The organism is Cetobacterium somerae ATCC BAA-474 (assembly GCF_000479045.1).
GTDB lineage: Bacteria > Fusobacteriota > Fusobacteriia > Fusobacteriales > Fusobacteriaceae > Cetobacterium_A > Cetobacterium_A somerae.
This window is the reverse complement of record NZ_KI518214.1, coordinates 48,025-65,457: the sequence shown is the minus strand read 5'-3', so window position 1 is coordinate 65,457 and position 17,433 is coordinate 48,025. Positions and strand designations below refer to the sequence as shown.

Sequence of the window (17,433 nt, the reverse complement as noted above, 5' to 3'; positions counted from 1 at the left end):
ATCGGGAGGATTTTCAATTATGAAAAAAGTTGTTATTCTATTAAAAAATGGCAATGACCTAGATCTTATTTTTAAAAGCTATCTTCATTTAAAAACTCATTTTGGTTTTGACATTGTTCCAATGTATATTCGAGACATTGCCTACAAAATTCCAATTAGTGAAACTGTTTTAAACTCAGGTGGTGCTGCTGAAATTTTAAACGAAATGGAAGATGATTTTGTTGCTCAAGTAAACACAGCCTTAAAAAAATACAAAATTGAAACTGAGCTTATAGTTCAATCTGAAGTTGGAGTAGATGAAGTTAAAACTCTTCTAAAAACTGCTGACTTACTTATGCTAGAGCAAAGTGTATACTTAAACGATCTATTTTTAGAGTTATTAAAAATTGCTTACAGACCTATTATTATTTTAAGAAATAAGCCATTAACTTTTGAAAACATCTCAATTGTTTCCAATGATGGAGTTAAAATTAATAAAAGTGTTTATAATTTTTTAACTCTTTTCCCTAACCTTGACACAGATAGTATTCCAATACTTACATGGAATTGTAATTATGAAAAACACTATCTAGTTGATCTTCTAAAAAATAAAGGTCTCTCTGCAGATGTTATAAACTTTAACTCTAAAGATGATACATTAAAGGATTTTTATTTTGCTTTAGGGAAGTCTAATTTAGTTATTATGGGAAATCTAAGTCGTTCTTTTTTCTTTGAAAAAATAACTAATAGAACTGGACTAAACCTTTTAGAAAATCTAAACACATCTATCTTTATAGGATAGATTATTAAAATAGTCCAATAAAAAAATGGTGTAACTATTTTAGCTACACCATTTTTTATTTATGCTTCCACTTCTCTTTTAACCTTTATAGCTTCAACTATTTCATCATAATATTCACCATTTAATCTATAATATTTTTTATAGATTACATACCCAAATATTGAAAGTAAAATTGGGAAGACTATCATTAAATATTTTATTCCCATTATAGCTGATCCACTTTGAGCTACATTTGGAACATATCCAACTAGTGATAATCCCATTCCAATTAACCATCCACTTACAGCTGATGCAGATTTTACAAGTAGTGTTTGAACTGAGAAAATTACACTTTCATTTCTACTTCCAAATTTAAACTCACCATAATCAACAACATCTGCCAACATAACTGTTGAAATTCCTAAAGTTAATCCCCCACCTAACTTTGCTACTATTCCAGCTAAAGCTATTAAAGTTCCATTTGTTGGTGCTATGTTTCCAAAAAGGAATAGCATTAAAAATCCAACTACAGGAAGTGCACACGCTAAGAAAAACACCTTTTTTCTTCCTAACTTTCTTGATAAGATTGGAAACATCATTAAAGATCCTATCTCAGCTAATCCAGAAAATCCAGTGAATACTGAAAATAGTGTCTCTACACCAATTACATATTTGAAATAATATATTGCTACCCCACCTGAAATTTGAGCCATTAAGTTATACATTAAAACTGTTCCTATTAATGCTACTAGTTGATCATTTTTCAAAATTAATCTAAAAGCTTCTTTTAAATTTATCTTTTCACTATTTTTCTTAGTTTTTATTTGCTCTTTTACATTTGTTACCATTAGTAAAGTTGTTAAAATAAATACTCCTGCAATTCCAAGTGATAGTAATGAGAATCCCCTTCCCTCATTTCCTTTTCCTAAAAATGCTATTAGTGGTAAACCTAAACTTCCAAGTGATAACCAAGCTAAACTTGCAAATATTCTAGGTACTACTGCTATCTCCTCTCTTTCTTTTTTATCATCAGAAAGAGCTGGTATCATAGACCAAAATGGTATATCCATAACTGTATAAGTCATCCCCCACAAAATATACATAATAGATATATAAATATATAAACTTTTTCCACTAAATGCCTCTGGTTTAGTAAACATTCCAACTACTGTAATAGCATTTAAAAGAGTTCCAATTAAAATCCAAGGTCTAAATTTCCCCCACTTACTTCTAGTATTATCTACAATCATCCCCATAGCTGGGTCATTTATTGCATCCCACATTCTAGCTACTAAAAATAGTGTTCCTACAAATGCCGGCGCTAAACCTAAAACATCTGTAAAGTAATACATTAAAAATATATAAACTATTGCACAAGCATAATCTTTTCCTAAAGCACCTAAACCGTATGATAATTTTGTTTTTAAACTAACCATTATACTCCTCCCGTGAGTTTTTATTTAATCTCTTTTAATTTAAAAATTTTGCTTTTAAAATCTTGAGTTTCTGAATCTTTTGAAAAATATCTCTCTGGTTGTGGAAATACAATTCCAACACTCATAAGTTCATCTCCATAAGCTTCAAATGCATCATTTACTAAATATTTTTTCTCAGAATCTAAACCTTTTAGTATCACTTTTTTATTATATCCTGGATTTGGTTCAGCTAAAATTGTAAAATGTCCAACTAAAACCTCATCTTTTTCTTTATTTACAACCATCCAAGCTGCTGTATTTCCTTCAAAAGGACTTTCTAATCTATAAAAATCTCCAAATTGTATAAGTTTTCTATTACTTTTATAAAAATTCAAATACTGCTTTACCTCTTCCCCCATTTTAGTATCAAAGTCTAAAAGATTCAATTCATATCCAAAGTTTCCAAAAGTCGCTACATCATTTCTTGTTTTTAAACTAGTCTTTCTCGCTGTTTGATGATTTGGTATATCTGATACATGAGCTCCCATTGATATTAAAGGATAAGCTAACGATGTTCCATGTTGAATATTAAGTCTTACTATTGCATCTGTATCATCACTAGTCCAAACTTGTGGCATATAGTGTAACATTCCTGCATCAAATCTTCCCCCTCCTGATGCACATGATTCAAATAGTATATGTGGAAACTTAGTTGTTAATGTCTCTAAGATTTCATATAATCCAAGTATGTACTTATGCGGTAAATCTTGATATGTTATCTCTGTCATATTTCTATTCATATCCCATTTTACATAACTTATTGGTGCTTCTGAAAATCTTTCAGATAAAATATTTACTATATAATCTCTAACCTCCTCTTTTGAAAGGTCTAATATATATTGATTTCTTCCCATTGATAATCTTCTATTTTTAACTCCTAAAATCCAATCTGGATGCTCCTCATATAACCTACTATTTTTACTAATCATCTCTGGCTCAAACCAAAGTCCAAATTTAATCCCCTCTTTTACTACTTTTTCTCCTAATCCTTTTACTCCATTTGGCAGTTTTTCTAAATTTGGAAACCAATCTCCTAAAGATGTTTTATCATCATTTCTTTTTCCAAACCAACCGTCATCTAAAACAAAAAGTTCAAATCCTAACTCTTTTGCTTTTCCTGCCATAGCTACAATTTTTTCCTCATTAAAGTCAAAATATGTCGCTTCCCAGTTATTAACTAAAATTGGTCTTTCTTTATCTCTCCACTCCCCTCTTGCAACTCTCTCACGGAAAAGTTTATGGAAAGTTTGGCTTAAATCATTCATACCTTTATCACTATAAACAATTATTGCTTCTGGAGTTTGAAAGCTATCTCCTCCATTCAATTCCCATTTAAAATCAAATGGATTAATCCCCATTGTAACTCTTGTTGCATCAAAATGGTCAACTTCTACATGTGCTAAGAAGTTTCCTGAATAAACTAAAGCAAATCCTATACTTTCCCCCATATTTTCAGTTGTTTCAGGTCTTTTTAAAATTATAAATGGATTTTGGTGAGCGCTGCTCGCTCCTCTTGTACTGTCAATATACTGACATCCAACTTCAAGCTTTCTATTTTTTATAAATCTTTCTCTTGCCCAAGCTCCTGAAAGATGTATCATCTCGTAATTATAATCTGGAAGATCTAGTGCAAAACTCATGGCCCTATGGATATTTACACTCTCTTTTCCACAATTTTCAAATCTTGCATTTCTAGTTATCACATCTCTATTTTTATAAATCGTATATGTTAAAAATAGTTTACAATTTAAAATAGCATCTACTAACTCTATCTCTAAAGTTTCTCCCTCCTCCTCACTTTCCATATAAGTTGAGGGTAATCCTTTTAATTTTTCTTTTCCTTTATATATTCTATAAGCTTTATATACAAACTCCGTTACTCTACTACCATCATTGCTCTCTATTTGAAAAGCTGGTTTTCTAAAATCTGTCGTTCCATATGATGGATACTCTTGTTTATAATACTCTAGTGAAAATCCAGGATCCTCTTCATGATGAGCTATTATTCCTATACCTACTTCTGGTTGATTGAAAAAATGAGAAAAACTTTCTCTATGTTTTATTTTTTTACCAAAGTATAAATTACCTAACTGTCCATTTTTCATGACATTAAATATATAACTCATATTTAAACTTTGTAAATGAAACTCCTTTTTCTCCTCGTTTATATATATCATCTTTCCTCCTAGTTAGTCTAAATAGCTCTCTTTTATATACTCTTTTAGTCCTTTTATCAAAGTTGTTTTTATAAAAGTAACTTTTTGTTTTTCTCCTTTATCATTTTGAAATAGTTCCACTGCTGTTTTAGCTAAATTATTTATATCTGGAGCTACTGACATAAGTCCTAAAGGAATTGTATTTCTTAAATTATCAAACCCTATAATTGGAATATTCTCTTTTCCATTTTCTTTTAAAACATTATTTACACAGTAACTCATATTATCATTGGCACAAAATACTCCATCAAACTCTATATTTTTTTCCAATAGATTCATAATTATCTCTGTAGCTTTTTCATCAGAATAGTTACCGTTATAAATCATTGGAGTCATTCCAAATTTTTTCATAGCTTCTATGTAGCCTTTTTCTCTTTCTTTTCCAGAAAGTTTACATCTATCTCCTGAAATGTGAATCACTCTTTTTTTACCTAAATTTATAAGATGTTCAGTAGCTTCTTTAGCTCCATTAAAATCTTCTGTATTTATATAATAAACTTCCTTATTTTCACAATTTGGATTTGAAAGATAATCAACTAATACTATTGGTGAGTGTTGTTTTATTATCTTTTGAATATTTTCATCCCCCTCTTTAAATCCTATAAATATTCCTCCAATAATATCTCTATTTACATATAAAGACTCCACTTTAGAAAAGTTATTATCATTTATTACATCAACTAGTAATTGATAATCCAATTTTAATGCCTCTTTTAAAACTCTATTTATAAAATCTAAGTAATAACCAAAAGATAATCCATTATCTAATATTTTACTTTTATCATTATTATCACCATAAATAAAAAGTCCAATTGTTCTGCTCTTTTTTCCAGCTAAAACCTGAGCACTTGTATTTGGAATATATCCCAACTCATCTATAATCTTTAAAATTTTTTCTCTTGTTTCTGAAGGAACATTTGAGTAGTTATTTATAACTCTTGAAACTGTGCTTCTTGAAACTCCAGCTATTTGGGCTACCTTCGTGCTATTTATCTTCACATTTTTTCTCCTTCTTGTTTTATGAACGCGTGTTTATTATATTTATAAAACGATTATATTGTATTTAGAACATTTTTACAAGATTTTTTATTTATATATTATCTCACTTATTTAACTTAGGTAAATTAAGTATTCTTTTTTTTATTTTTATTTAATAGAGGATTCTGTAGTTTTTTTTGTAAATCTATTATAGTTATATTTAATTAATGAGGTGGGGTTACTATGGAAAATGTTTCAAAATTTAATAGGAAAAAAATTATTGAATATTTTAAAATTGCAGCTGAATTAACCATTTTTTTAGTTGCTATATTTTTTATACACAAGGAGCTAAAAAAATATAATCTTCATGATTTAAAATCTTCAATTGAAGCTATACCATTTTGGGCAATAACTTTAATTATTTTTTTTGTTTGTTTAGATTATCTTATTCTAACTTGTTTTGATGTCTTAGCATTTAAAAATGAAAACTACAGTCTTCCTAGAAAAAATATAAGTTTTGTTTCTTTTATTAGTTTTGCTTTTGCTAACTCTATTGGTCTTTCTGGTCTAACTGCATCTGGACTTAGATTAAACCTGTACTCCCTTCTAGGAGTTCCATATAAAACAATTATGAATGTAGTTATCTTTTGCTATACAACCTTCTGGCTGGGTTTACTTTGGATTGGTGGTGTTTTTTTAACACTTCTTCCTATATCTTTAGTGCAAATAAAGTTACCTATAAAACTACCTATAGATACAACAGTTCCCATTGGAGTAATACTTTTAATTGGAGCTACTGTTTTTACAGGAGTAATTATAAAAAAGCACAAAAATACCAATACAATTTTAATAAATAGAATTTTAATAGCTCTTGCTGATTGGGTTTCTTTAAGTTTTGTATTGTATTTTGCACTACCTCCACATAATAGAATTGATTTCTTTCATTTTTTAGCTATTTTTATCATTGCACAAATCTTAGGTTTTTTAAGCAATGTCCCTGGAGGAATTGGAGTTTTCGATCTGATTTTCCTAACGTTATTAGGAGGAGCTTACTCATCAGACAAAATCATTGGAGCTCTTTTAGTATATAGAATAGCTTATTTTTTTATACCGCTACTTGTAGCTTTTACTATTTTCACAATTTATCATCTTTTTATTAGAAAAGATAATACTAAAATTACAGAGATGGAAAAAATTATTTTTTCACAATTTCCTAATTTTTTAAGTATAATCATAACTTTATCTGGAATTATACTTATTTTTTCTGGATTTTTTCCGTTCCCCTCTAGCTTAATAACAAAAATTGAAGTTGTATTTCCATTTTTAAATTTAGAAACTTCTCATTTTATTGGAGCAGCTATAGGAACTACTCTGTTATTTTTAGCTTACTATATTGAAAAACGATTTGAACTTGCTTATTTTGTATCTCTATTTTTTTTAGGATGTTCTATTGTTCTATCTATTGTAAAAGAGTTTCATCTATTTTTTACAATTTTTTTAACTTTAAGTTTCATAGGAACAATTCCTACTAAAGATTATTTTTATAGAAAAAATACTTTTTTCTCTGAAAAACCATCTTTTAAAAAACTTTCTACTATAATACTAGTTATTTTAATTGGAGTGTACCTTGGAATTTTTTCATATAAAGAAACTGAATTTTTTTCAAAAATATCTTGGAGTTTCTCAAATACACTTTTAGGAATTTTCTTTGCATTTGCTATATTAATCATCTTAAATGTTATTAGTGAAAAGAGAAAATCTTCTGTTGAAGAAAAAAATACTGAAACTCTCCCAGAAGAAAACTCTCCAACAGATAAAGATTTAAGAAATTGTATCAGTCTTTCTAGTACAACTGATGCATATCTATCTCTTTTAGGTGATAAAGAGATAATCTTTGATGATAGTAAAAACTCTTTTATTATGTTTGGAAAAAGTGGTCACTCATTTGTGGCTATGGGAGATCCCGTTGGAGATGAAAAAACTTTTGGAAGCTGTATTTGGAAATTTTATAATCACTGTAAAGCTAATAAAAAAGAGACTGTTTTCTATGAAATCAATAAAAATTATCTAAATTATTACTTAGATGTTGGACTTAGTTTTTTAAAAATTGGTGAGTTTGCTCAAGTTCATTTAGAAAATTTTACTCTCGATGGAAGTGATGCTAAACCTCTTAGACATGCTTTTAATAGAGTTGAAAAAGAGGGATATACTTTTGAAGTTATTCCAGTTGAAAAAGTTCCTGAAATTTTAGATGATTTAGAGAGCATCTCTAATGAATGGTTACAAGATAAAAATGCAAAAGAAAAAGGGTTTTCTCTTGGAAAATTTACAAAAGAATATCTTTTAAATTTTCCTGTAGGCGTTATAAAAAAAGACAATAAAATTTTAGCTTTTGGAAATATTTTAGAAACAAATAACAAAGAAGAGATCTCTCTTGATTTAATGAGATATAGAAACGAAGCTGTTCATGGAACTATGGATTACTTTTTTATCTCTGTTATAAATTACGGAAAAGAGAATGGATTTAAAAAATTTAATTTAGGAATGGCTCCTTTAGCTGGTATTGAGGATAATACAGCTTCCTTTTGGAATAAAATTGAGCGTGCTATTTTTTCTCATGGAGAGCATTTTTATAACTTTAAAGGACTTCGTAGTTTTAAAGATAAATTTAATCCTCAGTGGGAACCAAGATACATAGCTTATTCAGGACCTTTTAACTTGCCAAATATATTAACGGATGTTACTCTTTTAATATCTGGTGGTATTCGAGGACTTATTTCTAAAAAATAAAATAATTTAAGGAGGCTTTATGAAAAAAATAATTTTATCTATGCTTTTATTACTTTTGGGGCTAGGCACTACTTCCTTTGCTAATACTCCATCTTATAATGATGTTGAAGGCTATTACGAAACAGTTTCTCTTTCTGAAGTTATGGATATTCTAAATAAAAACAAAGGTACTCTTTTAGATGTCCGAAACAATGATGAAGTTGAAAAAACTGGTTTAGTTAAAGGAGCCAAACATATCCCTCTTCCTGAGCTAGAAAAACGTTTACCTGAGCTTAATAAAGATGAGACATATATAACTTTCTGTGTTAGTGGAAATCGTTCTAAAAAAGCTGCTGAAATTTTAAAGAAAAATGGATTTAAAAATGTTTATAACTCAAAAGAAGGTATGAGTACTTGGCCTTACAAAGATATGGTTGAACCTGTTAAAAAATAAACAAATAAAAATCTGAGCTTAAACAAAGCTCAGATTTTTTTATTTTATCTTATCCAAATCAATCCATTTTCAAAAGATTTTCCTTGCTTTCTTACCATCTCTATCCAAATCATCGCAAGAGGTTCTAAATATCTAGAAAAATGTATATCTCCTATTAGCATTGGGTCAAATCCCATTTCAAAAAGTAACTCTTCAACTTTTTTATTAGCTATTTTGTTATTCCCAGCTAATAACATTGTAAGTTTTTTTTCATTTACACAAGGATTAATTAATTTTTCTACTCCTAAAGTATTTAAAGTTTTTACTATATGAGAATCTTTTAAAATCTCTTGTATCACTTCTCCATTAGAAGTGTATCTCCCACGAGTTAAAATATAATCTTCTCCAATTGGATTTGTTAAATCAATAAAGATTTTCCCTTCAGGATTTTTTATATTTGTTACAGCTTTTTCAACTTTATTTCCAGGTACAGCTATTATTATAATTTCATTATCTTCTGCTATATCTTTTCCATCAACATACTCTATAAAATGTTTTTTTTCAATCTCCTCTTTTAAATCCCTTACTCCTATTTGAACTGGGTGTCCTAATTTATGAAAAACCTCTGCTAAAGCATTTGCTACAACTCCATTTCCTAATATTCCTATGTTCATATACTCCTCCTTTATTCAATATTCTTAATACTTTTTTCGAAATAGTTTTTTTAAATCCTTTTAATTTTTAATAATAAAAGGATTTTCTACCTTTTATTAGAAAATTAGGTTAGGAGGTGTTTTATTATGTTTAAAATTGAAAATCACTATAATTTAAAAGGTATGGTTGCTATTATAACTGGTGCTGGTGCTGGAATTGGTAAAGCTTCTGCTTTAATGTTAGCTAGAGCTGGTGCTAATATTGTATGTGCTGATTTAAATAAAGTTGATGCTGATAATACAGCTATTGAAGCTAGAGGTGAAGGTGTCAAAGCTATTGGAGTAAAATGTGATGTTACATCTATTCAAGATTTAGAAGAAGTTGTTAAAGCTACTATTAAAGAGTTTGGTAAAATCAATATTTTAGTTAATAATGCTGGTGGTGGCGGAGGTGGAAGAGAAAAATTTTTAGAATTAACTCCTGAATATCTTCAAAAAATCTATAATCTTAATGTTTTTAGTATCTTCAATCTTTCTAGACTTTGTGCTCCTCATATGATTGCAAGTGAATATGGATCAATCGTTAATATTAGTTCAATGTCTAGTATAATGCAAAGTCATAATATGAGTGTTTATGGAAGCTCTAAAGCTGCTGTTAATCAACTTACTAAATATATGGCTGTTGATTTAGGTCCAATTATTAGAGTAAATGCCATTGCACCAGGTGCAATTAAAACTCATGCTTTAGCTACAGTTTTAACTCCTGAGTTAGAAGAAATTATGCTTAAGAAAACACCTATGAAGGTTTTAGGAGAAGCTGACGATATAGCTATGGCCGTATTTTTCTTAGCATCTCCATTATCTAAATGGATAACAGGGCAAATTCTTCCTGTCAATGGTGGAGGAGAGCAAGATTTAGAAGGATAATTTTATTAAGGGGTGGATTTTATGCTTACTTTTGAACACTATATTATGGATTCTTTTAAACTTTTATTACACTGGTTAGCTTTCTTTTTTACAGCTTTGTCTATAGGAGTTATTTGCTTTGGATTTTTAAAAAGTGTTAAAATTCTATTTACAAATAAAGAGGGTCTTAGTTTCAATAAAATAATGAGAGAAACTTTTGATAAGTATATTTTAGTAGGTCTTCAATTTCTAATTATTGCAGATATTGTTGATACTATTATTTTGAGAGATTTGCAAAACATTGTACTCGTTCTTCTAATAGTTATTATTAGAACTATTATGAGTTGGGAAATAGAAAAACATAAATAAAAGAAGAAAAAAGCTCTAAGCGGAATAAACGCTTAGAGCTTTTCTTAATCATCACTATATTTTTCATTTAATAAACTTTCATCTAAACCTTTTTCAATTTCTTCTTTTGTTACTCTAATATTAGAAGTTTTATCTAAAAATTTCATTATTAAGTATGAAACTACTATAGAGTATACTCCTACTAATGCTGCTCCAAATAGTTGAACCCATAGCTGATGAGAACTAGCTGAAACTTTATTTACCATTCCATTTGCTAAAAGACCTATTAATACAGTTCCCATAAATCCTCCAACACCATGAACACCCCATACATCTAAAGCGTCATCCCATTGCATTTTTCTTGGTATTTTAATTGCATAAAAACATACAATTCCTGCTAATGCTCCAATTAATAGTGCAGATGGTGGTGTTACATAACCTGAAGCTGGTGTTATTGTTGCAAGTCCTGCAACTGCTCCAACTAAAGGATCTAAAAATGAGAACTTTTTCTTTTCTAAGTATGACATTATAGCCCATACAATCATACCACTTGCACCAGCTACTCCTGTATTTGTAAATACAATCGCTGTTGTTCCGGCAGCAGCTAAAGTTCCTCCTGCATTAAAACCAAACCATCCAAACATAAGTATTCCAGCTCCAACTGCTACAAGCCCCATATTAAATGGTCCTTTTCCAGTTATAACTTTTCTTTTTCCAAGAACCCAAAGAGCTCCCAATCCAGAAAAAGCAGCTGAAACGTGAATAACTGTTCCACCAGCAAAATCAACAAATCCCATTTTAGCTAAAAATCCTTCTCCCCATACCCAATGAGCCACAGGGAAATAAACTAATATCATCCAAATAACAAGATACTTTATCCAAGCTCCCATTGTTATTCTGTTAACTATTGAACCTGTCATCAGTGGTAAAGTTATTATTGCGAACATCAATTGATACATGAAAAACATTAAAAATGGAATTGTTAATCCATAAGTTGTATTCACTTGAAAAACTATATCTTTAAAGTTCATATATTGAAATGGATCTCCAATTATTCCACCAATTGTATTTCCAAATACTAAACTAAATCCTCCAAATATCCACATTAAAGTTACAACACCTATTGAGATAAAAATTTGTAACATTAAAGTTAATGAGTGTTTCTTTTCAACTAACCCACCATAAAAAAATGCTAGTCCTGGAGTCATAAAAAATACTAATACTGTTGCTATTACCATAAAAGCTACATTTCCATGTACTACGCCTTGAAACATATAGTATACCTCCTATTTTAAAAAGGTCTCTTAAATAAGAGACCTTTTTTAGTTTTTTAAAACATGTCTAGTTCCATCTCTTTTGAGATATCTTTCATTATTCCCATACCTGCAACACTATTTCCTTCAGCATCTAAAGCTGGTCCAAATACTGCAACACCTATTTTTTTACTTGATACTGGTGAAATTATACCTCCACCTACTCCAGATTTTCCTGGAATTCCAATATTATCAAGGTACTCTCCACTTTGATCATACATTCCACAAGTAGCTATTAATCCACTAACTATTTGTGCATACTTTTTAGGAATAACTCTCTCTCCAGTTGATAAAACTCCACCATTTGCAAAGAATCTTGCAATTTTAGCTAAACTCTCTGTAGTTACATATATTGAACATTGTTTAAAGTATACATCTAGAATATCTTCTACATTTCCACTTAAAACTCCTTGTCCTTTCATATAGTAAGCTAAACCTCTATTTGTATCTCCAGTAGCTTTTTCACTTAAATAGATATCTGTAGCTAACTCTAAAGAGTCATCTTCACTTATTTTTTTCATGAATTCTAGAATTCTATTAAATTTATCTTCTGGATCTTTTCCTTTTATTAAAGAAGCTGTCATAATAGCTCCTGCATTTATAAAGGGATTTCTTGGTAAGTGATCAGGTTCTGTTTCTAATTTTTTTATTGAGTTAAAAGCATCTCCTGAAGGCTCTTTATGAACATGTTTAAATACTTCTTCCTCTCCATTGTCTAATAGAGCTAAAGCTAAAACAACTGTTTTAGATATACTTTCTATAGCAAATCTAACTTTTGTATCTCCTGCTGATAACATAGTTCCATCTGGAAATGCAATAACTGCACCTAAGTAATCTTTACTTACTTTAGCCAATTCAGGAATATATGTTGCTACAGCACCTTGAGATATTAAACCTTTATTGTTTTCCACTATTTTACTTAATACATCTTGATTCATTTTTTTGCCTCCATGTCTAAGAACTTTTATTTTTGTTCTTTTTCTTCATTAGATTCTGGTTTTGTTTCAATCTCTTTTTTTGGATCTTCATCTTGTTGCATAACATCATCTGGATGTGGAGTAATATGGAACTCTCCTCTAGCTTTAGGATGTCCAAAGAAGTGATGTTCAGGAGCATTTTCTGTAGTAATTCTTGTTGGATCTATTGCTACTGCATTTTTTTTATCTCTAAATTCATAAATTATAAATGGAAGAACTAGTACAACTACAAATCCTATAGTTAATATAGTTTCATACTCTCCTGTGTTTCCACCTGGAATATTATCTGGTGGGAAGAATGATATAATAAATGCAAACAGTGATGTTAAGAATCCTACTGCACCAACTATACATTTAAATACAACTCCACCTGGAATTTGGTATCCTGCTTGAGCATCTGTTGTTTTTCTTTTTAAAACTAATGTTAAATAACCTATAAATAATAGGAAATATGTCATTAAGTAGATAACAACTGTTAAAGACATTGCTGTCATGAAGGACATATTGTTTCCTCCACCACCTAATGTTAAAACAATTGCCCAAATAGTTACGATAACTCCTTGGAACATTACTAAAGGAACTGGAACATCGTTTTTATTAACTTTTTTAAACACTGGAGGTAAAATACCTTTTTGTGCTGCTACATACATAGCTCTTGATGGTCCAACTATCCATGCACTTACTTCAGCTAAAACTCCAAGACCGATAAATGCTGCTATAATTCTAACAATCCAATCTAAGTGACTTCCATAGTGATTAATTAGTGTAGCAAAAGTTTGGTTAACTCCTGCACTTAAGTTTATCTCATTTACTGGAATAACTGTAGCTATTGATAATCCTCCTGCAGAACTTATAACAATAGCTATAATAACTAACATAAATACAGCTATTGGATATTGTTTTTTAGGATTAGCCATTTCATTAGCATGAGAAGCTGATGCTTCTACTCCCATATAACTTAAGATAAATGATACTAATATAACTAATGAGTTTACATTAGTGAAGTCTGGGAAGAATGAATTCCAACTAACTTCCATATGTACTGGATTTCCAGCTACAACATAAGCTCCTGCAAGACCAATTAAAATTATTGCTGGTATTACAATACCAAAGATAAATCCAATTCTTGCTATTTTAGCTGTGTACTTAGTACCACCTAATTGAGAGAATGTTAAAATCCAAAATACGATTAAAATTGAAACAAGTTTTAAATGTGGATTTACATTTAATCCTGGCCAATCAAATAAGTATGATAATGAACCATTAATAAAGTAAAGCATTGGGATATAACCAACTGTTATTTCAAAAAACTGATAGAATATTGCCGCAAATCCCCAACGTTCACCTAAAGATTCAGAAACCCAAGTGAAAACTCCTCCTGTTTCCCATCCTGGAATTGTTGCCATTTCAGCCGCACAAAGTGCTACTGGAATAAACCAAAATAGTCCTCCAAACAGTAAAAAGAAAAGTAATGAAAATCCTGAAGTTGCAAAACTCGGATATTCATAAACAGCCATAACCATTGAGGCTGTTATTGTGAAAAATCCAAATAGTGTCAACTGTTTGTTAGTTGTACTAGTGTTAGTAGCCATAAATAACCCTCCTATAAAATATTTTTTATTATTGTCACTCTATTGTTCACTTTTGGTAGAACATTTCCTTCTAAAAAAGTAATATCTTTTTTATTTTTATTTTTTTTAATTTTCTTGAGCTAAAGATCTCAAAGAATCATAGAATTTTTCTATATCTCTTTTTTTAGTGGGAATTCCTATAATGTCATTTTTTTCAATTTCAGTTGTATCATTAGTTTTTATAAATTCACCTTTTCTCTCAATAGATTTTATTTTAAGATCTCCTGGTAATTCTAATTTTCCAATCTCCTCTCCTATTAAATAGGATTCACTTCCTACTTCAAAAACTAATTCTACAACTTCATCATTATCATCATTTTCAATTAATGGTTTATATAATAAATCATATATTGGTTCAACTTTTAATAAGTTACTAACTGTATATGCTAATCCAGCTACAATAACCATACTAGGAAGTAGCGTAAAATCCCATGTCATCTCTAATATTAGAATAATTCCAGTGGCTGGGGATCTAACAACAACAACAAAAGCTGAAGCCATTCCTAAAAATATGAATACACCTAGATTATTAATATCAATCAAATTAAAATACAATAGAATTAAACCAAAAAGCTTTCCTGATAAACCTCCAATAACTAAAAGAGGTAAAAATATTCCTCCAGGAAATCCAGTTGAATAAGATAATGTAGTAAATAAAAGTTTTAAAATTATAAAAAAGATTAAAGCTCCAATTGAAAGATCATTAACCATTCCCTCTCTTATTAAAAAACTTTCTCCACCAGCAGTTAAATCTTTATAAAAAATTCCAATTACAATAACCATTAAAGTATAGAAAAATACTTTTATATACTTTGATATTTTAATTTTCCTATTTAACTTCTGAAAATAAATTAAAAGAAAAGAAAAACTCTTTCCAACTAAGCTTATAAAAATTGCAAAAGCTATACAAATATAGAAATATTCAAAATAATTTAAATTTTGTGGATAATTCACAACTATATCTAAATAATCATTTTTTACAAAAAATTTAGCTGCCATATATCCAGAAACTATAGAACCTAAAAAAGAAAAAATTGTTAATCTTGAATTAAAATATTTCTGTAACTCTTCAGCTATAAAAATTGCAGAAGCAAGAGGTGCTGTAAAAGCAGACGATAGTCCTGCACCAGCTCCGCTCATTATTAAATATTTTCTTTCAACTCTATCCACTTTAAATACTTGTGATATTGTTTCTCCAATTAAAGCTCCCATCTGTACAGAAGGGCCCTCTCTTCCAAGAGAGTATCCTGCTGAAATTCCAGAAACACCACCTAAGAATTTAAAAACTAAATTTTTTATTGGATTTTTTACTTTTATTCTTCCATATATTTGTGCCCTTGCTTGAGGAATACCACTTCCTGTAATCAACGGACTATCTTCTACCATCTTACTTATTAAAATACCTATAACATATATTCCAATAAAACCTAAAATTAAATAGTATAATGGATTGTTCAAATTAAAAATCATATCCCTTATATAAGCTGATTTTTCTATCATCCATCTATAGGGTATTGTTATAAGACCTGTTACAAATCCCGTTAAAATAGCTAATATATAAACTTTTAAAATCCCCATAAGTAACTCCTTTTATAAATTTTCTTTTGCTTTTTTCTTTACTATATAGTAATAAATTTGTGAAAATGTTGAAACTGTTAAGATCCCAATAGCAATTGATCCTGAAATTATAAATGTTTCTATTCCTTTTTCTACTGCTTTAGATATACTATCTTGTACTATGTAATACATGGTGTAATATATTCCACCACCAGGAACTAAAGGAATCATACATGGATATAAAAATGAAACTGTTGGTACCTTTAATCTTCTCGATAAAATCTCAGAATATATTGTTATCGTTGAAGATGCTGCTGTATAGGCTATAAAATATGTAAATCCCTTTTCACTTAATAAACTATAGACCAACCATCCAATTCCCGCTCCAAAACTTCCATATAAATTTTTCATACCTCTTACATTAAATATTATCCCAAAACCATAGGTTGCAACAATTGATGATATAACCTGAATTATTATTACCCTCATAGCAGCCCTCCTAATGTTTTTATAATGGATAACGTTATTCCTGATCCTATAGCTAAAGCGGTTCCTACCATAAAAGCCTCTACTCCTCTTGCAATTCCTGAAACTAAATCTCCTGTTATTAAATCTCTAATTGAATTTGTAAAAGCTATTCCAGGAACCAATAACATTAACGTTGAAATTATAGTTACTGAGATTTCTGGAATTATTCCAAATAAAAAACATATATATGCTGAGAAGGAACAAACCATTCCTCCAACTAAATTTAAGAAGAATTTATTTATCATTAACTTTGCAGCAAAATATCCTAAAAATGATATTGAAATAGCTCCAATAACTGAAGCGATGCAGCTACCTCTATTTCCACCAAAATAATAAGCAAAAGCTCCAGCTGCAATACAATTTCCCAACAGTACATATAAAAATCCATATGCTTGCTCATCATCAATCTCTTTTACTTTTTCTAAAAATTCTTTAAAAGTATAGCTATCTATATCTCTTACTAGTGAACTAAGTTTAGAAATTTTTTCTACATTTATAGTTCGCATTCTTATTTTTTCTATATTCGTAAAAAATCTTCTTTCTCTTCCTCTTATTGTTGTTAAAATACTAGACAGAACTGCAAATGAATTTGATTCAAGGCCATAGTGATTACATATTTTATCTACCATATCCTCTGCTCTATAGGTTTCTCCACCAGATTCTAGTATCAATTTCCCTACATAACTTGCTAGATATAAAATGTCATTTTCATTGATGACTGTTAAATCCTCCCTAAGATTATCCATATATATCTCTCCCAATTATTATTTATTTAAATATTCAGGTTTCCTATTCATTTTCCTTGTAATTTTGTATCTTTTTAAATTTTTGTACAATTTTTTTTACAAAATAAAAAAGAAATCCTAAAAATAAAATGAATAATTGAGAT

Annotated in this window: 15 protein-coding genes; 5 read left to right on the top strand and 10 right to left on the bottom strand. The window is 29.3% G+C overall.

What is annotated here, in order from left to right:
- Positions 1-19 precede the first annotated feature (19 nt).
- On the top strand, positions 20-781 hold the full coding sequence (locus HMPREF0202_RS13560; protein ID WP_023051293.1) for a hypothetical protein: 762 nt from the start codon (positions 20-22) through the stop codon (positions 779-781).
- Positions 782-840: 59 nt separating this feature from the next.
- On the opposite strand, the gene melB is transcribed toward HMPREF0202_RS13560, so the two are convergent.
- Genes melB through HMPREF0202_RS13545 form a run of 3 tightly spaced genes read right to left on the bottom strand, consistent with a single transcriptional unit; the run spans position 841 to position 5,450 of the window.
- A complete protein-coding gene (gene melB, locus HMPREF0202_RS13555) occupies positions 841-2,196 on the bottom strand; it encodes a melibiose:sodium transporter MelB (RefSeq protein ID WP_023051292.1) in 1,356 nt (451 codons plus the stop codon).
- Positions 2,197-2,216: 20 nt separating this feature from the next.
- Positions 2,217-4,412 carry an alpha-galactosidase gene (locus HMPREF0202_RS13550; RefSeq protein ID WP_023051291.1) on the bottom strand — a complete coding sequence of 732 codons (2,196 nt, stop codon included), beginning with the start codon at positions 4,410-4,412 and terminating at the stop codon, positions 2,217-2,219.
- Between the two features lie 12 nt (positions 4,413-4,424).
- Positions 4,425-5,450 (bottom strand): LacI family DNA-binding transcriptional regulator, encoded by a 1,026-nt coding sequence (locus HMPREF0202_RS13545; protein ID WP_023051290.1) that lies wholly within the window; start codon positions 5,448-5,450, stop codon positions 4,425-4,427.
- 222 nt (positions 5,451-5,672) lie between these two features.
- Between HMPREF0202_RS13545 and mprF the strand changes: the two genes are divergently transcribed.
- Complete coding sequence (gene mprF / locus HMPREF0202_RS13540; protein WP_023051289.1) at positions 5,673-8,219, top strand: bifunctional lysylphosphatidylglycerol flippase/synthetase MprF; 2,547 nt, start codon at positions 5,673-5,675, stop codon at positions 8,217-8,219.
- 19 nt (positions 8,220-8,238) lie between these two features.
- A complete protein-coding gene (locus tag HMPREF0202_RS13535) occupies positions 8,239-8,652 on the top strand; it encodes a rhodanese-like domain-containing protein (RefSeq protein WP_023051288.1) in 414 nt (137 codons plus the stop codon).
- Between the two features lie 44 nt (positions 8,653-8,696).
- Here HMPREF0202_RS13535 and HMPREF0202_RS13530 read toward each other — a convergent pair whose 3' ends face one another.
- Entirely contained in the window at positions 8,697-9,305 is a 609-nt protein-coding gene (locus HMPREF0202_RS13530) for an NADPH-dependent F420 reductase (RefSeq protein ID WP_023051287.1), read from the bottom strand.
- 126 nt (positions 9,306-9,431) lie between these two features.
- On the opposite strand from HMPREF0202_RS13530, the gene HMPREF0202_RS13525 reads away from it, so the two are divergent.
- Together HMPREF0202_RS13525 and HMPREF0202_RS13520 are read left to right on the top strand one after the other, a co-directional pair.
- A complete protein-coding gene (locus HMPREF0202_RS13525; protein WP_023051286.1) occupies positions 9,432-10,211 on the top strand; it encodes a glucose 1-dehydrogenase in 780 nt (259 codons plus the stop codon).
- A gap of 21 nt (positions 10,212-10,232) precedes the next feature.
- Complete coding sequence (locus tag HMPREF0202_RS13520; RefSeq protein WP_023051285.1) at positions 10,233-10,559, top strand: DUF1622 domain-containing protein; 327 nt, start codon at positions 10,233-10,235, stop codon at positions 10,557-10,559.
- A gap of 44 nt (positions 10,560-10,603) precedes the next feature.
- Here HMPREF0202_RS13520 and HMPREF0202_RS13515 read toward each other — a convergent pair whose 3' ends face one another.
- From HMPREF0202_RS13515 to HMPREF0202_RS13490, 6 genes are all read right to left on the bottom strand, one after another.
- Positions 10,604-11,812, bottom strand: a complete 1,209-nt coding sequence (locus HMPREF0202_RS13515; RefSeq protein ID WP_023051284.1) for an ammonium transporter — start codon at positions 11,810-11,812, stop codon at positions 10,604-10,606.
- A gap of 56 nt (positions 11,813-11,868) precedes the next feature.
- Positions 11,869-12,789, bottom strand: a complete 921-nt coding sequence (gene glsA / locus HMPREF0202_RS13510) for a glutaminase A (protein WP_023051283.1) — start codon at positions 12,787-12,789, stop codon at positions 11,869-11,871.
- Between the two features lie 26 nt (positions 12,790-12,815).
- Entirely contained in the window at positions 12,816-14,420 is a 1,605-nt protein-coding gene (gadC, locus tag HMPREF0202_RS13505; protein ID WP_023051282.1) for a glutamate/gamma-aminobutyrate antiporter, read from the bottom strand.
- A gap of 105 nt (positions 14,421-14,525) precedes the next feature.
- Positions 14,526-16,037 (bottom strand): ClC family H(+)/Cl(-) exchange transporter, encoded by a 1,512-nt coding sequence (locus HMPREF0202_RS13500; protein ID WP_023051281.1) that lies wholly within the window; start codon positions 16,035-16,037, stop codon positions 14,526-14,528.
- A gap of 12 nt (positions 16,038-16,049) precedes the next feature.
- Positions 16,050-16,505 (bottom strand): threonine/serine exporter family protein, encoded by a 456-nt coding sequence (locus tag HMPREF0202_RS13495; protein ID WP_023051280.1) that lies wholly within the window; start codon positions 16,503-16,505, stop codon positions 16,050-16,052.
- On the bottom strand, positions 16,502-17,290 hold the full coding sequence (locus HMPREF0202_RS13490) for a threonine/serine exporter family protein (protein ID WP_023051279.1): 789 nt from the start codon (positions 17,288-17,290) through the stop codon (positions 16,502-16,504). Before HMPREF0202_RS13490 ends, HMPREF0202_RS13495 begins: the two co-directional genes overlap by 4 nt.
- Between the last annotated feature and the right edge of the window lie 143 nt (positions 17,291-17,433).

What these genes read in the sequence shown, in the direction of transcription:
- HMPREF0202_RS13515 (WP_023051284.1), bottom strand. Translation starts at nt 11,812, where the DNA reads ATGTTTCAAGGCGTAGTACATGGAAATGTAGCTTTTATGGTAATAGCA.
- HMPREF0202_RS13550 (WP_023051291.1), bottom strand. Translation starts at nt 4,412, where the DNA reads ATGATATATATAAACGAGGAGAAAAAGGAGTTTCATTTACAAAGTTTA.
- HMPREF0202_RS13530 (WP_023051287.1), bottom strand. Translation starts at nt 9,305, where the DNA reads ATGAACATAGGAATATTAGGAAATGGAGTTGTAGCAAATGCTTTAGCA.
- HMPREF0202_RS13535 (WP_023051288.1), top strand. Translation starts at nt 8,239, where the DNA reads ATGAAAAAAATAATTTTATCTATGCTTTTATTACTTTTGGGGCTAGGC.
- HMPREF0202_RS13560 (WP_023051293.1), top strand. Translation starts at nt 20, where the DNA reads ATGAAAAAAGTTGTTATTCTATTAAAAAATGGCAATGACCTAGATCTT.
- glsA (WP_023051283.1), bottom strand. Translation starts at nt 12,789, where the DNA reads ATGAATCAAGATGTATTAAGTAAAATAGTGGAAAACAATAAAGGTTTA.
- mprF (WP_023051289.1), top strand. Translation starts at nt 5,673, where the DNA reads ATGGAAAATGTTTCAAAATTTAATAGGAAAAAAATTATTGAATATTTT.
- HMPREF0202_RS13490 (WP_023051279.1), bottom strand. Translation starts at nt 17,290, where the DNA reads ATGGATAATCTTAGGGAGGATTTAACAGTCATCAATGAAAATGACATT.
- gadC (WP_023051282.1), bottom strand. Translation starts at nt 14,420, where the DNA reads ATGGCTACTAACACTAGTACAACTAACAAACAGTTGACACTATTTGGA.
- HMPREF0202_RS13525 (WP_023051286.1), top strand. Translation starts at nt 9,432, where the DNA reads ATGTTTAAAATTGAAAATCACTATAATTTAAAAGGTATGGTTGCTATT.
- HMPREF0202_RS13495 (WP_023051280.1), bottom strand. Translation starts at nt 16,505, where the DNA reads ATGAGGGTAATAATAATTCAGGTTATATCATCAATTGTTGCAACCTAT.
- melB (WP_023051292.1), bottom strand. Translation starts at nt 2,196, where the DNA reads ATGGTTAGTTTAAAAACAAAATTATCATACGGTTTAGGTGCTTTAGGA.
- HMPREF0202_RS13500 (WP_023051281.1), bottom strand. Translation starts at nt 16,037, where the DNA reads ATGGGGATTTTAAAAGTTTATATATTAGCTATTTTAACGGGATTTGTA.
- HMPREF0202_RS13520 (WP_023051285.1), top strand. Translation starts at nt 10,233, where the DNA reads ATGCTTACTTTTGAACACTATATTATGGATTCTTTTAAACTTTTATTA.